The following is a 13,877-nucleotide window of genomic DNA, read 5'->3' as shown; positions in this document are numbered from 1 at the left end:
GCCAACGGTGATTGGCACAAGCTCTGGTTTGCGCCATCAGAGGCCTGAAATCTTGACTTATTGGCCTGTCCCGTCTCGTTAGGGTCGTTTCGAATTAACCAAGGCGGTCCCGCCATCGAGGACCTGCGAAGGATTGTCGATGAAGGTTCCCTCCACGCGCATGACCATTACCGAGATCGCCGAACTTGCCGGCGTTTCTAAGAAGACGGTCAGCCGCTATTTCAATCACGCCGAGCTGCTGAGCGCGGAAACCCGCGCCAAGGTCGAGGCGGTGATTGCCGAAACCGGCTTCGTGCCGAATGCTCAGGCGCGCGGGCTGGCCCTGCAGCGCAATTTCCTCGTCGCGCTGATCCATGACAATTCGGATCGCGGCGTGCTCGAACTGGTCGAGACCGGAATGACCGAAGCGCTTGAAGGCAGCGATCTGGCGCTGGTGCTGCAGTCATTGGCACCGGAAGATACAGTGTCCAAACTGCGCGCCTTTCTCGACCGGCTGCGCCCCAGCGGGGTCGTGCTCATGCCCCCGCTGTCCGAACGCGAAGATATCGCGGCGGTCTGCGCAGATGCACAGGTCCGCTGCGTGCGGCTCGGGCGGGTGCGCGGCGATCAGGGACTGGCCTGCAACGATCGCCCGGCCATGGCCACGCTGGTCACCTGGCTCGTTCGCCTCGGGCACCGCCGCATCGGTTTCGTCGGCGGCCCGGAAACCTCGCTCAATGCGCAGCACCGGGAACTGGGCTATCTCGACGCCATGGCCGATCACGAACTCGATCGCGGAGCCTCGCTGATCGTGTCGGGCGACAATACCTTCGAGTCCGGAATATCCGCCGGACGCCTGCTGCTGGAAGTAAGCCCCCGGCCTACGGCGATTATCGCCTGCAACGACGAGATGGCTGCAGGCGTCCTCCATGCCGCGGCGCAAGTGGGCGCGCCGGTGCCTTCCCGATTGTCGGTGATCGGCTTCGACGATGCCCCGCTGGCGGCACGCACAGTGCCAGCCCTCACCTCGATGGCCGTGCCATGGAAGGCGATGGCACGCGAGGCAATCGCCCGCATCACGGCGAACACCGACGCGCCAGCGCTGCCGGCCATCTTCGAAGCCGAATTGATCATCCGCGATTCGGTCGAACCGATCGAAGGCTGACCGCGCCGGCCGCTAGCTGACGCGAACCGTGCCTTTGCGATCCCAGTCCGGATAGGGCCCAAGCCCCAGCAGCAGCAATGCGCTGATCAGCGTCAGTGCGAAGCCGGCCCACAGGCCCGGAGCGTAGCTGTTCCAGATATCGTAGATCAGTCCACCCGCGACCGGCCCGAGACCCGACCCTGCCGCGATCAGGCTGGCCATCAATCCGAAGATCGCGCCGAACTTGCGCATGCCGGAATAGGCTGCGGTGAGATAGCCGACCAGTTGCAGCTTGGTGCCGCCGGCATAGCCGTTGATCATCAGTGCAGTGACCATCGCCCAGCCCGGTGCGCCCGGCGTGAGGAGCAACAGGAAGGTGATCGATGTGGCCCCGATGGTCAGTCCGCCGACCCAGCGGGCCGGAAACCGGTCCAGCAGCCAACCGGTGATCAGCTTGCCAGCAATGCCCGAAAGGCCCGCCGGAAGCGCATAGAAAGCGGCCGTCTCGCGGCTGAATCCCGCCTCGGTCAGGATGGGTATCTGGTGCACGACCAGACCGATGGTGACAGTCATGATCACGAAAGTGGAAATGGCGATACGCCATAACGCCGGATCGCGTAGCGCCTCCGGTACGGTGAGCCCCGGAACATCGAGAAGGGTGCTGCTGATTCCCTGCGCCGCCTCTGCCTTTTGGGCCTTGCGGCTGATCTCGTAGCCATCGCGCAACCAGAACAGGCACATGAGGACCGCAAGAGATCCCCAGCCCACAGCCAGCCAGACGAAGGCCATGCGCCATCCTTCCATGCGGATCAGGTATTCCGCGATGATCGGGGTGAACGCCTGCGCCAGAGCGCTGCCTGAAAGCACCAGCCCCAGTGCAAGGCCGCGCCCGGCCGTAAACGTGCTGTTGGCGGAAGCCGTCCAGACGGTCGACTTCGTCATCAGCGCCGCTACCGAATAGACCGTCCAGATCGCAAACCACTGCCAGGGCGATCCGTCGAGCAGGGCCAGCGACGCCATGACCATGGCCATCAGCACGAGGCCCGGAATCGCCATGCGGCGCACGCCCCACTTGTCGATGAAGACCCCAAACAGCGGAGAGAAAATGAAAACGAGAACCGCGGTGATCGAAACCCCGGAGGAAGTCAGCGCACGGCTCCAGCCGAATTCCTTGCTGATCGGGCCGATGAACAGCCCCGTCGCTGCGGTAATGACGGATGTGAAGGAAAAGCCGATCGCAGCTGCGACGACCATCGGCCAGTGGCGGCGGAACTCCTGCGCCGCGGTCATCTTCGCTTCTACCAAGCCTTGTGTCTCCCTCCCGGCGGCGCATCTTTTTCCAGCGCGCCAAGCATCCTGCCTAGCGCGTACCGGGCGCCGCGCCTATTCCCCGCGCGGTAACAGCGCTCACCCCGGACACCGGAAAGCCCTGCCGATCGTCTGACGGCAGGGAAACGATCAGCTTGCGGGCGCCTTTTCGCGCAGTTCCTCGAGTGTGAAACCATTGGCAGGCGCGCACTGCTGCACCTCGATCACGTTGCCTTCGGGATCATAGCCGTAGAGCGTCTTGACGTGGCCGACATCGACGAACTCGCGGTCGTTGAAGGTCATGCCGCAGGCCTTGAGGTGGGCGATGTCCTTCTCGATGTCGGTCACATCGATGCAGAAGTGCGTATAGCCGCGATCGTAGGGGCGAAGCGGCCGGTCGAGCTCGGATTCGGGCGCGCTGTATTCGAACATCTCAAGATAGCAGCTTCCGGCGCGCAGCATGTAGCCCTTCGCGACCGACCTGGGCACGTCGACGATGTAGTCCATCACCTCCTGATCGGCCCAGCCGAAGCCTTCCTCGTCCACCGGCTCGAACCCGAATGCCTCGCAGTAGAAGCGCTTCATCCGTTCGATGTCGCGACAATTCATGCCGATGTGGTGGATGCCTCTGATCATCAGTTGTTTCTCCCGCGTATTTTGCCGGGACTATCCATGAAGCCCCCTCCCCGCGCAACGCCGCTGTCTTGACCGCAGCGGAGATGACACGAAGCCCGTCTCGAGCAGCATCGTTAGGAGGACGTTTACCGGGCTACGTGTAGCTTTGAACTTTCCGGGTCGAGGCCCGCTTCGAGAGTGAAGGGCGCGTCTTGAACGCACACATCGAGCGCACGGTTAGCGCAGATAGGCAAGGTTGCCGCGACAGCCTGTTGGCGGATGCGGCTGCGCTCGTGGGCATGGGGGCATGGTCCTGCGATCTGGCAAGCGAACGGCTGGAGTGGACCGATGCCGTGTTCGATCTGTTTGGCCTGTCCAATGAGCGACACCCCGATCGCCGCGCCGTGATCGAACTCTACCGCGAGCCGCACCGCGAAGCGCTTGAAAGACTGCGTTCGCAGGCCATCCAGTCCCGCTCCGGCTTTGCGATGGACGCACAGATCCGGCGCCCAGATAACGAACTACGCTGGATACGGATCACCGCCAGAACTGCTGTCGAAAATGGTCGGTCCGTTCGCCTTTTTGGCATGAAGCAGGACATAACAGCCGAAAAGGCCGAATGGGACAGGCTCCGCCGCCTCGCCGAAAACGACACGCTTACCGGTCTCGCGAACCGGGCGCGTTTCCACGCCGAATTTCTCGATCTCACCCGTGGCGACGATGCCCTCCGGCATGTTGGAGCCCTGGTATTGTTCGACCTCAACGCATTCAAGGCGGTCAACGATCGATGGGGCCATGCCACCGGGGACCTGTGCCTTGCCCGCTTCGCCGAGCGACTGGCCGATGCGTTCCCCCAGGCACGACTGGTGGCGCGCATAGGCGGGGACGAATTTGCCATCGTGCTACCGGCAACGATGTCGCCTTGCGCTTCTGAAGCGCTCGTGCGCAAGCACACTGCGAAGCTTGCCGCTCCCATCCGGCATCTTGGGCGATCCCTGCCACTGGGCTTCAGCGCGGGGATGGCGTTCAACCTGTCGCCTCCCGGAACCGCCCCGGACGAACTTTTCGCAGCTGCCGATACAGCTCTGTACAGGGCCAAGCGAGCGGGTCGCCCGGCCCTGTGCGTCAGCCGTCACCCCAGCATTCCGGAGCTTCGGAGGGCCTGACCTGGTTCAGGCTTCGTCGGGTTCGACCCACTTGGTGCGGGTCACGCGTGGGCTGAGATACTTGGTCGCGGTCCAACCGCCATCGACGACGATCGACTGACCATTGATCATTTCACTTCCCGGCAGACACAGGAACGCAATGACGTTGGCAACGTCTTCCGGCTCCGAGATGCGCGTGTAGGGCGTGGTTTCCACGTTGGTGCGCTTGAAGGCCTCGTCCTCGAAACGATGGGCCACCATGTCGGTCATGGTCACACCGGGTGCGACGCAGTTCGAGCGGATACCGCGCGGGCCGTATTCGCAGGCCATATGCTCGGTCAGCGACTTGAGGCCGCCCTTGGCTGCCGAATAGGCCCCGCCGCGACGACCGCCGATATGGGCATAAGTCGAGGTCACATTGACCACGCTCGCACCTTCGTTGAGGTGCGGAATTACATCGCGGCAGAGGCGGAATGGGGCCACGAGCATGATGTCGAGAAACGAATCCAGCGTCTCGTCGTCGGTTTCGTCGAGCGGCTTGGGGCTGCCGACGCCCGCGTTGTTCACCAGCGCGTCGATGCGGCCGAAGCGCTCGAGGGTCTGAGCGACGACCTTGGCCGGCGCGGCTGGATCGGTCAGGTCCGCGCTGATCGCCAGCACGTGATCGGGATTGCCGATCTCGGCCTCGAGCGTCGCCAGCTTGTCCTTGCTGCGGCCGACACCGACGATCGCGAAACCTTCGCCATGCAGGATCTTCGCCGTGGCGAGCCCGATGCCGCTGCCTGCACCCGTAATGATCGCTACCTTCATCTTCCTGCTCCTGCGCCTCGATAAATCCAAATCGGCGTTGCGATAGCCGCCCGCCCGGTATGGGTCGAGCCGCCCCGGCGAATTCCGACGTTCCAGCGTATAATCAACAACACCGTTGGGCAGCTACCCTCTTCACCCCGGCGGAAGGGGCGTTTAGGGACAAGGGCAATTCGATTCTGAGAACAGCCCCGATCACAATCATTCGGCGAGGATACCATGAGCACCAAGAAGAGCGCCCTTGAGGGCATCCGTGTCATCGACATGAGCCGCGTCTTCGCGGCGCCCGTCGGTGCCCAGATCCTCGGCGACCTCGGCGCCGACGTCATCAAGATCGAGCGCCCCGGCGTGGGCGACGACGGGCGCGGGTACGGTTTCTCGTGGGTTGAGGGCAAGGACGGCATCGAAACGCGCCATTCCAGCTTCTTCACCGTTTCCAACCGCAACAAGCGATCGATCACGCTCAATCACTCAAAGCCGGAAGGGCAGGAAGTGATCAGGAAACTGGTCGAAACCGCCGACGTCCTGATCGAAAACTACAAGGTCGGCGATCTCAAGCGCTTCGGCCTCGACTACGAGAGCCTGAAGGCGATCAACCCTCGCCTCATCTACTGCTCGGTCACCGGCTTTGGACAGGACGGCCCGATGGCCGCGCGGCCCGGTTACGATGGGCTCTTCCAGGCGACCGGCGGCATGATGGCCGTGACCGGCATCCCTGACGGCCAGCCCGGCGCCGGCCCGCTCAAGACCGGCCCCAGCCTTGTCGACTTCGTCACCGGCCACAACACCGCGCTCGCGATCATGGGCGCGCTCATGTACCGCAACCAGAGCGGCGAAGGGCAGTACATCGACATCGCCCTGCTCGACAGCTCGGTCGCGATGGTCAGCCACATCATGCAGGACTACCTGATCAGCGGAAACGCCCCGCCGCGCCTCGGCAACGGCGGCAACGGCGGCGGACCGGCCGACCTGATCTACTGCTCGGACGGCATCATCTACCTGACCGCCGGCACCGACGAACACTACCGCCGCCTGACGGTACTGATGGAACAGCCCGAGCTGTTCACCGACGAACGCTTCGACAGCAACTTCAAGCGCGGCAAGACCAACCGCGCCGAGCTGATGGACATCATCAACGCCTGGAGCGGCCAGTTCACCACGGCAAAGGTTCAGGAAATGCTCGACGGCGTCGGCATTCCAGCGGCCAAGTACAACGAATTGTCCGACGTCTGGGAGGACGTGCAGGTCAAGCACCGCGAATTGCGCGCCCGCACCCCGCACGCCCATGCTGCCGCGGGTTATGTCGACCTTATCGAGAGCCCGCTGGCCAAGATGTCCGCCAGCCCGGCAACCATCCGCATGGCGCCGCCAATGCTGGGCGAACACAACGACGAAGTGCTGGGCGAGCTCGGCTACAGCGCCGAGCGCATTGCCGAGCTGAAAGAGATGAAGATCATCTGATCTGCGACAAGCGCAAACAGAAACGCCGGGCGCTACGGACCAGAAGCCGGTAGCCGCCCGGCGTTTTGGTTTTCAGTTCCTGTGACCGGTCAAACCAAGGCGGCCGGCTTCTCGCCTCTGGCGATCTTGAAGACCACCCCAGAGAGCAGCGCCAGCGCCAGCAGGTTGGGCAGCGCCATGAAGGCGTTGGAGATGTCGCCGAGACGCCAGACGAGTTGCAGCGGCTGGCTCGCGCCGATGACCACGCCGAAACACCAGATCACGCGCCAAGCCATGTGCAGGATCTTCTCGCCCCGGGCATTGGCACCGGGAACGCGGTCGTAGAGGAAGGTGATCGCACGCTCGCCGTAATAGCTGAACGTGAGAAGCGTCGAAAAAACGAAGAGGATCAGCGCGATCGAGGCGACCACCGAACCGATGGCGACGCCGCCGATCTGCGTCGGGAATGCCGCGGCAAATGCGCCCGAGGTCATCGCGAAGCCGGTGAGGTCGGACTGCCAGGCGTGCTTGACGGCCTGACCATTGCCGACGAAATCACCTTCGACTGTCAGGATGACCAGCGCAGTCATGGTGCAGATCACGACCGTGTCGATGAAGGTGCCGAGCATCGCCATTCGGCCCTGCACACGCGGATCGTCGGTCTGCGCGACCGCGTGGGCCATCGGCGTCGTGCCCTGCCCTGCCTCATTGGAAAACAGGCCGCGCGCGACACCGGCCCGCAGCGCCAGCATGATCCCGGCGCCTACGAAACCGCCTGCTGCCGACTGCGCTGAAAATGCACCGCCAAAGATGCGGCCGAACGTCTCAGGTATGTCGCGAATGTCGAGCAGGATCGCGAGCAAAGCCATGGCGATATAGGCGGCGGCCATGAGCGGCACGACCTTCTCGGCCACGGCACCGATGGACTTGATGCCACCGATGATGACGATGAACACCGCGACCGCCGCGATCACCCCGCCCAGCCATTCCTGGATGCCGAACAGCTCGTTCATGGAATCGGCCACGGCGTTCGCCTGAATCACGTTGCCGGTGATGATCGTCGAACAGAGCGTGCCGATGCAGAAGAGGATCGCGAGCCACGTCCACTTCGGCCCCAGCCCCTTGACGATGTAAGTCATCGGGCCGCCGCGCCAGTGGCCTTCGGGGCCCTTCTCACGGAAGCGGATTGCCAGCGAGCCTTCCGCGAAGGCCAGCGCCATTCCGATCAGCGCCGTCACCCACATCCAGAAGATCGCGCCCGGTCCGCCCAGAGCCAGCGCCGTTGCCACACCCGCCATGTTGCCGGTGCCGACCTGCCCTGAAAGAGCCGTCGACAAGGCGGCGAACGGGCTGATTTCACCCGAGCCGCTACCCTTGCGCCCCGTAAACAGGCCGGCGAAAGCGCTGCCGAGCTGGCGTAGCGGATAGAACCTCAGGCCGATCATCATGTAGAGACCGACACCGAGCAGAATGATCACCATGGGAGGAAACGGCAGCACTTCCGCGCCATCCCAGGTACCACCCCAGATGAAGTCGGAAATGTTGGTAATCCGGTCTATCAGACTCGGCCCGGCTTCAATCTGGCCGGCGACAGCCGCCGCCATGTTGAGATCATTCATCCGCAGATATCCCCTGTGCGTAACCCATGCAGGAGCCAGCGCGATGTATCGCACATGCTCTGGCCGAATGAAGGGACTGTGCAGACGCAGTCCGCGACGTGCAAGGCTGCAGATGCGGGATTCTGCAATTTTTGTAGAAGCAGAGGTTCTTTTCTTTCAACGTGCTGCAAGAAGCGCAGGGCGCCGCGATCAGCGACCCTTGAATACCGGCTTGCGCTTCTCGACGAATGCGGAAACGCCTTCGAGGAAGTCCTCGGTACGGCCGGCATCGCGCTGCCCGCGACGCTCCGCCTGAAGCGCGGTTTCAAGGCTGGAATCGAGCGCATCCCACGCCATCCGCTTGATCATGCCCAGCGAACGCGGCCCGGAGGCCAGCGACTTGGCGATCTTCATCGCTTCGGCATCGAGATCGGCTTCAGGCACGACCTTGGTGGCAAGGCCCCAGTCTAACGCAGTTTGGGCGTCGATCTTTTCGCCCAGCAGCATCATCCGCATGGCGCGCACGCGGCCAACCGCCTGCGCCAGCAGATATGTCGCGCCACCATCGGGGACGAGGCCGACATGGCAGAAAGCACAGAAGAAGAAGGCATCGTCGGCCATGAGCACGATATCGCCCGCTGCCGCCAGACCGGCACCGAAGCCCGCAGCCGGGCCGCGGATCGCGGTGATGACCGGCTGCTCCATCCGCTTGATCGCCATGATCACCGGATTGAACGCACGATCGAGCTGACCGCCGACATCGCGCATCGGATCGTCGAGCATGTCCTTCGCCGCCGCGAGATTGGCGCCAGAGCAGAACCCCTTGCCCTCACCCGTCACCAGGACGGCGCGCGCTTCTTTCGCCGCGCGATCGAAAGCAGCGACCATTTCGTGGCCCATGGCTTCCGTAACGCCATTCATGGTCTTGGGATCGTTCAGCGAAATGCGGGCGACGCCGTCCTCGACGCTGTAGAGGATATGCTCGTAAGCCATTCAATTCTCTCCGTTCAGACTGCCCTTCGGCAAAGCAGCCTTTTCGTTCACCGCCGTTGCGAGCCGCCGCAGGAAGCGTGGCTTGGCAACGGCAAAGGTCACGCAGACGCTATCAGCCCAGCATCGCGCCGAAACGGCCCTTCACGATTTCCTCGGCATCGCCAACGATCTTTTCGATCAGGTCCTTGCAACTCGGGATGTCGTGAATGAGGCCCTGGACCATGCCGGCCCAGAAGATGCCCTGATCGACATCGCCGGACTTGAGCATCTCGCGACCGACCGCGCCGGCGACATAGGGCTTGATATCCTCGAATGTCGCGTCAGGCTGGGCCGATATCTCGACCACCTTGTCCGATACGGAGTTCTTGCCAACGCGTGCGGTGTTCTTGAACTTGCGGAAAATGAGGTTGGTGCCGCGCTCGTCGTTATCGACGTAGAGCTGCTTGATATTGTCGTGGATCGGCGCTTCCTTGGTAGCGCAGAAGCGCGTGCCCATGTTGATACCTTCCGCGCCCAGCGCCAGTGCCGCAACCAGACCGCGTCCGTCACCGATCCCGCCCGAAGCGAGCATCGGGATCTTCACCTTATCCGCGGCCGAAGGGATCAGGATCAGGCCGGGAATGTCGTCCTCACCGGGGTGACCCGCGCATTCGAAGCCGTCGATCGAGATCATGTCGCAGCCATGGCGCTCGGCCGAGAGCGCGTGGCGGACGGCGGTGCACTTGTGGAGGATTGTGATGCCATGCGGCTTTGCCATCTCCCAGATCTCGCGCACCTGCTGGGTGCCGGCCGTCTCGATGATCTTCACACCGCCCTCGATCGCGGCCTTGGCATAGCCGGCATAGTCGGGCGGCAGGATCGTCGGCAGCACGGTGATGTTCACGGCAAACGGCTTGTCCGTCATCGAACGGCAGCGCTCGATCTCTTCGCGCAGCGCTTCCGGGCTGGGCTGGGTCAGCGCCGTCAGCGTGCCGAGGCCGCCCGCATTCGAAACCGCGCTGGCCAGTTCCGCAAGGCCCACGCCCTGCATGCCACCCTGAACGATCGGGTGTTCTATGCCGAGCATCTCGGTAACGCGGGTCTTGAATGCCATTCCTGTGTACTCCCCTGAATTCGCGTAATGGAGGCCCTAGGCCGGAATCTGATTGAATGGGACACCTTTGTCCGGGCGATGGTCCTGCGGCAGGCCCAATATCTTCTCGGCGATGGTATTAAGCAGCATTTCGTCCGCTCCCCCGGCCTGACGCATGGTCGGCGCGCCGATCCAGCTCGCAGCCCAGTCCGCCTTGGTATAGGCGCCCTCAGTATAAGCCAGCCCTGCGCTTCCCTGCAGATCGAGCGCCAGCTCCGACAGCTTCTGCCGGCTGCGCACCGAGAACAGCTTGTTGAGCGCGCCTTCCGGCCCCGGCTCCTGCCCTGCCTCCATGATCAGCATCGCACGGCGACGGATGGAATCGAGGCCCTGCCGCAGGGCGTGATTGCGCGCGATCACCGAACGCACGCGTCCGTCCCGCAAGGCCGGCCTGCCGTTGATCGTGTGCGAACGGAGCAGCTCGACGAACGCGCCGATGGGCGGCCCGAAGCCATCGGCATCGGAGGCCGCATAACGCTCAATCATCAGTGTCGCCATCGCCACCGAGAACCCGCCACCAACCGGCCCGAGCCGCTGGCTGTCGGCCACGGCCACGTCGTCGAAGAACACCTCGTTGCACTGGATATCGCCGTTCGCGAGCCGGAACGGGCGTACCGTGACACCCGGTGCCTTCATGTCGATCCAGAAGAACGTGAGCCCCTTGTGCTTGGGCAAAGCGGGATCGGACCGGGCAATGAGGATGCCGTAGTCCGAATACTGCGCGAAAGTCGTCCAGAGCTTCTGGCCGTTGATCGTCCAGCCCTCTCCGCCTTGCTCGGCCTTGGTGCGCAGGCCGGCCAGGTCCGACCCGGCTGCGGGCTCGGAAAAAAGCTGGCACCAGATTTCCTCGCCCTTGAGCGCTGCGACAATGCGTTCGCGCACCCAGTCCTTGTCGTCGCAATAGCGGATGAGGATCGGCAGCGGCATCGCAGTGGAAACCCCGAAGTAGCCGATCGGCATGGCCGCCTGCGCTTCCAGCGTTTCGAACAGAACCTTGTGCAGTGGTGAGAGCCCCTGCCCACCGAACTCGACCGGGATGGTGATACCCGAGAAACCAGCGTCGTACTTGGCGGCCATGTACCGGCGACCCACCGCAAGATCCTCGTCCTGCGACAGACCGGCGCGGGCTTCGCGCCCGAATTCCGGAGCGACCGAGGCCAGCCATGCCCGACTGCGTTCCTGCCATGCATCGAGATCGGTCATGCCGGTTCTCCCGTCAGTTCGGTAGCGAGCAGGTCTTCCCAGAACAGGGCGTTGCCTAGCTCGATAGCGAGGCTGCGGGCCCGGCGCATGTGCAGATGCAAGCCACCATCCCATGTCACGCCCGAGCCGCCGTGGATCTGCACCGCATCGCGGGTCGCGGTGTCATAGGCCTCTATGGCACTCAGCCGTGCGCAGGCAGCGGCCTCGAGAAAGTCGCCCTCCCCCTGCCGCGCCGCCGCGTGAATGCAGTTGGCCCGCGCGATCTCGACGAGGCCATACATCTCGGCGAGCCGGTGCTTCACCGACTGAAACGCGCCGATCGGCTGGCCGAATGCCTTGCGCTCCAGCGCATAGTCGCGCGCGGCCAGCATCATCGCCTCGGCGCCACCGGTCTGCTCATGGGCGGTAAGCACGGCCATCTGCGCCTGAAGGTCGAGCGCGGCCTCCTCCGCCGCATCGCCTGCCTCCAGCACGGTTGCCGGGGCTCCGCTGAAAGTCATGTCAGCAAAAAGCCGGCCGTTGTCGAAGCTGCCGATGGCCCTGCGCTGCAGTTCGTCGCCGCTTGCCTGCCCGAGGTCCACAAGTGCCAGCACCATACCGTCCGGGGAGGACGCTGAAACGATGGCTATGTCCGCTGCCAACCCGCAAGCAACGCCACCCTTGGTACCATGGAGGCGGCCATCGCGGTATTCGACCGATGGGGCTGCCGGCATCGCGCCATCGTCCTCGGCGAACGCGACAGCAGCCTTGACCTCGCCTTTCGCCAGACGGGGCAGCCACGTGGCCAGCAGGTCTTCGTCATCGCTGGCCAGCAGCGCACAGACGGCGCCATGGCCATACGTCAGGAAAGGCGCCCCTGATACGACACGGCCCGCTTCCTGAGCGACCAGCCCCAGTTCGATCAGGCCCAGTCCGAGGCCCCCGAACTCTTCCGGCACGGCAAGCGCCGTCCAGCCTTGCTCCACGGCCGTCGCCCAGAAAGCCTCGTCCCATGCGCCCGTGCGATCGAGCAGTTCGAGCAGGCGCGTGCGGTCGGTCCGCGCCGCCAGTACGCGGCGGGTTTCCTCCGCCATGGCATGCTGCCCCTCGTCATAGAGCATGGACACCTGTCTCCCCCGCTACGCTCTCGTTTGCAGCGTTATGTCACAAGCAGCGCCGCCTTCAACCTGTCCAAGGCGCCACAAGGATAGACTTTCACGGCAGCGCCAATGCAAAAACCAAGCGCTTGCTACATTTTTCAAGCAAGCTATCATGCCGGCAACGAAACAAGGGAGAATCGCCATGGCCACTGCCGCAATCGATGCACCGAGAGACCGGTTCGACGAGATGGGCATCAAGCTCATCAGCGCCGACAATCACATCAACGAACCGCGCAACCTGTTTATCGACCGCTTTCCCGAGCACCTGAAGGACAAGGCGCCGCGTGTGATCGAGGGCAAGGACGGGGGTGAAGGCTGGTCGATCGACGGCACCCCGCCCAAGCGCACCTACGGGCTGGAGGCCATGGCCGGGTTCGACAAGTCAGAATACCGGATGAGCGGCCTGCGCTTCGACCAGCTACGCCCCGGCAACTACATCGGCGAAGAACACCTGAAGGACATGGACATCGACGGCACCTGGGCCTCGGTGACCTACCCTGGCTTCTCGCCCTCGTTCTACACCCACCCGGACAAGGAAGTCGCCGCCGCCGGGTTCGTCGCCTACAACGACTGGATCCTTGATGACTTCCAGGCCGCCGATCCTTCCCGCCTGTGCGGCCTGGCGATCTGCCCCTCGGAACTCGGCATCGAGCACGCCGTTGCGGAGATGAAGCGCGTCGCAAAAAAAGGCTGCCGGGCCATGTATATACCGGGCAATCCTACGATCCCGTATAACCATCCCACGCACTACCACCCGATCTGGCAGACGGCGGACGATCTCGGCCTGACGCTGTGCATGCACCGCAACCACGGCGGCCCGCCCGATGCCACCGACTGGGACCGGCTGCAGGAAGACAAGGTCTCGATCGGCGGCATCGTCACCCGCTACTTCTCGTGCCTGAAGCCCTTCTCGTACCTGATCTTCGCCGGGATCTTCGACCAGTATCCCAATCTCAAGATGGTCGGCGCCGAAGTCGACTGCGGCTGGGCCCCGTTCTGGGTGCAGACCATGGAGCACCACTGGGACATCCAGAAGAGCTGGTTCCCGGTAAAGCTGAAGCACAGCCCGACCGAGTTCATCGGCAGGAACGTTTTCACCACCAATGTCGACGACTATGCCGGCTACCAGATGATCGCCACCGGCCTGTGGCCGTGGATGTCGAGCATGACGATGTTCTCGTCCGACTATCCGCACTCGGCAACGATCTGGCCGAACTCGCGCGACGTGGCCCTGAAAATGACCGACGGGTTGAAGGAAACCGATACTCGCAAGGCGCTCAGCGAGAATGCAGCGCGCGTGTTCGGGTTCGACATTTCGTAGCGTTTGAAGACCTCCCCTCGCAGACAGGACAGGTGTGCAACCGTGACGCTGCA

General features: G+C 63.5%; 12 protein-coding genes. 4 read left to right on the top strand and 8 right to left on the bottom strand.

The annotated features are described in order from the left end of the window. Positions 1-139 precede the first annotated feature (139 nt). On the top strand, positions 140-1,144 hold the full coding sequence (locus IEX64_RS03185) for a LacI family DNA-binding transcriptional regulator (protein ID WP_188818162.1): 1,005 nt from the start codon (positions 140-142) through the stop codon (positions 1,142-1,144). A gap of 12 nt (positions 1,145-1,156) precedes the next feature. Here IEX64_RS03185 and IEX64_RS03180 read toward each other — a convergent pair whose 3' ends face one another. Both IEX64_RS03180 and IEX64_RS03175 read right to left on the bottom strand, forming a co-directional pair. Continuing rightward, a complete protein-coding gene (locus tag IEX64_RS03180) occupies positions 1,157-2,428 on the bottom strand; it encodes an MFS transporter (protein WP_188818160.1) in 1,272 nt (423 codons plus the stop codon). Between the two features lie 153 nt (positions 2,429-2,581). Next, positions 2,582-3,067, bottom strand: coding sequence for a VOC family protein (locus IEX64_RS03175; protein WP_188818158.1), 486 nt, complete (start codon positions 3,065-3,067; stop codon positions 2,582-2,584). 191 nt (positions 3,068-3,258) lie between these two features. Here IEX64_RS03175 and IEX64_RS03170 point away from each other — a divergent pair, with 191 nt between their 5' ends. Next, entirely contained in the window at positions 3,259-4,212 is a 954-nt protein-coding gene (locus IEX64_RS03170; RefSeq protein ID WP_229710039.1) for a diguanylate cyclase domain-containing protein, read from the top strand. A gap of 6 nt (positions 4,213-4,218) precedes the next feature. Here IEX64_RS03170 and IEX64_RS03165 read toward each other — a convergent pair whose 3' ends face one another. Continuing rightward, entirely contained in the window at positions 4,219-5,001 is a 783-nt protein-coding gene (locus IEX64_RS03165; RefSeq protein WP_188818156.1) for an SDR family NAD(P)-dependent oxidoreductase, read from the bottom strand. 216 nt (positions 5,002-5,217) lie between these two features. Here IEX64_RS03165 and IEX64_RS03160 point away from each other — a divergent pair, with 216 nt between their 5' ends. Beyond that, positions 5,218-6,459 (top strand): CaiB/BaiF CoA transferase family protein, encoded by a 1,242-nt coding sequence (locus IEX64_RS03160; protein WP_188818154.1) that lies wholly within the window; start codon positions 5,218-5,220, stop codon positions 6,457-6,459. Between the two features lie 89 nt (positions 6,460-6,548). Here the strand turns inward: IEX64_RS03160 and IEX64_RS03155 are convergent, their stop codons facing one another. From IEX64_RS03155 to IEX64_RS03135, 5 genes are all read right to left on the bottom strand, one after another. Beyond that, complete coding sequence (locus tag IEX64_RS03155; protein ID WP_188818248.1) at positions 6,549-8,042, bottom strand: alanine/glycine:cation symporter family protein; 1,494 nt, start codon at positions 8,040-8,042, stop codon at positions 6,549-6,551. Positions 8,043-8,246: 204 nt separating this feature from the next. Further along, positions 8,247-9,029, bottom strand: coding sequence for an enoyl-CoA hydratase-related protein (locus IEX64_RS03150; RefSeq protein WP_188818152.1), 783 nt, complete (start codon positions 9,027-9,029; stop codon positions 8,247-8,249). Between the two features lie 112 nt (positions 9,030-9,141). Further along, positions 9,142-10,122, bottom strand: a complete 981-nt coding sequence (locus IEX64_RS03145; protein ID WP_188818150.1) for an NAD(P)H-dependent flavin oxidoreductase — start codon at positions 10,120-10,122, stop codon at positions 9,142-9,144. Positions 10,123-10,158: 36 nt separating this feature from the next. Then, positions 10,159-11,364, bottom strand: coding sequence for an acyl-CoA dehydrogenase family protein (locus IEX64_RS03140; protein WP_188818148.1), 1,206 nt, complete (start codon positions 11,362-11,364; stop codon positions 10,159-10,161). Continuing rightward, positions 11,361-12,464, bottom strand: coding sequence for an acyl-CoA dehydrogenase family protein (locus tag IEX64_RS03135; RefSeq protein WP_229710047.1), 1,104 nt, complete (start codon positions 12,462-12,464; stop codon positions 11,361-11,363). Before IEX64_RS03135 ends, IEX64_RS03140 begins: the two co-directional genes overlap by 4 nt. Positions 12,465-12,645: 181 nt before the next feature. On the opposite strand from IEX64_RS03135, the gene IEX64_RS03130 reads away from it, so the two are divergent. Further along, complete coding sequence (locus tag IEX64_RS03130) at positions 12,646-13,824, top strand: amidohydrolase family protein (protein WP_188818144.1); 1,179 nt, start codon at positions 12,646-12,648, stop codon at positions 13,822-13,824. The last annotated feature ends 53 nt before the right edge of the window (positions 13,825-13,877 follow it).

The sequence above is a fragment of the Novosphingobium indicum genome, assembly GCF_014645195.1.
Classification (GTDB): Bacteria; Pseudomonadota; Alphaproteobacteria; order Sphingomonadales; family Sphingomonadaceae; genus Novosphingobium; species Novosphingobium indicum.
This window is presented reverse-complemented; position numbering and strand designations above follow the sequence as displayed.

Bases quoted from the DNA above. Each gene is read 5' to 3' on its own strand.
- IEX64_RS03185 (WP_188818162.1), top strand. From the start codon at position 140: ATGAAGGTTCCCTCCACGCGCATGACCATTACCGAGATCGCCGAACTT.
- IEX64_RS03175 (WP_188818158.1), bottom strand. From the start codon at position 3,067: ATGATCAGAGGCATCCACCACATCGGCATGAATTGTCGCGACATCGAA.
- IEX64_RS03165 (WP_188818156.1), bottom strand. From the start codon at position 5,001: ATGAAGGTAGCGATCATTACGGGTGCAGGCAGCGGCATCGGGCTCGCC.
- IEX64_RS03160 (WP_188818154.1), top strand. From the start codon at position 5,218: ATGAGCACCAAGAAGAGCGCCCTTGAGGGCATCCGTGTCATCGACATG.
- IEX64_RS03155 (WP_188818248.1), bottom strand. From the start codon at position 8,042: ATGGCGGCGGCTGTCGCCGGCCAGATTGAAGCCGGGCCGAGTCTGATA.
- IEX64_RS03150 (WP_188818152.1), bottom strand. From the start codon at position 9,029: ATGGCTTACGAGCATATCCTCTACAGCGTCGAGGACGGCGTCGCCCGC.
- IEX64_RS03145 (WP_188818150.1), bottom strand. From the start codon at position 10,122: ATGGCATTCAAGACCCGCGTTACCGAGATGCTCGGCATAGAACACCCG.
- IEX64_RS03140 (WP_188818148.1), bottom strand. From the start codon at position 11,364: ATGACCGATCTCGATGCATGGCAGGAACGCAGTCGGGCATGGCTGGCC.
- IEX64_RS03135 (WP_229710047.1), bottom strand. From the start codon at position 12,464: ATGCTCTATGACGAGGGGCAGCATGCCATGGCGGAGGAAACCCGCCGC.
- IEX64_RS03130 (WP_188818144.1), top strand. From the start codon at position 12,646: ATGGCCACTGCCGCAATCGATGCACCGAGAGACCGGTTCGACGAGATG.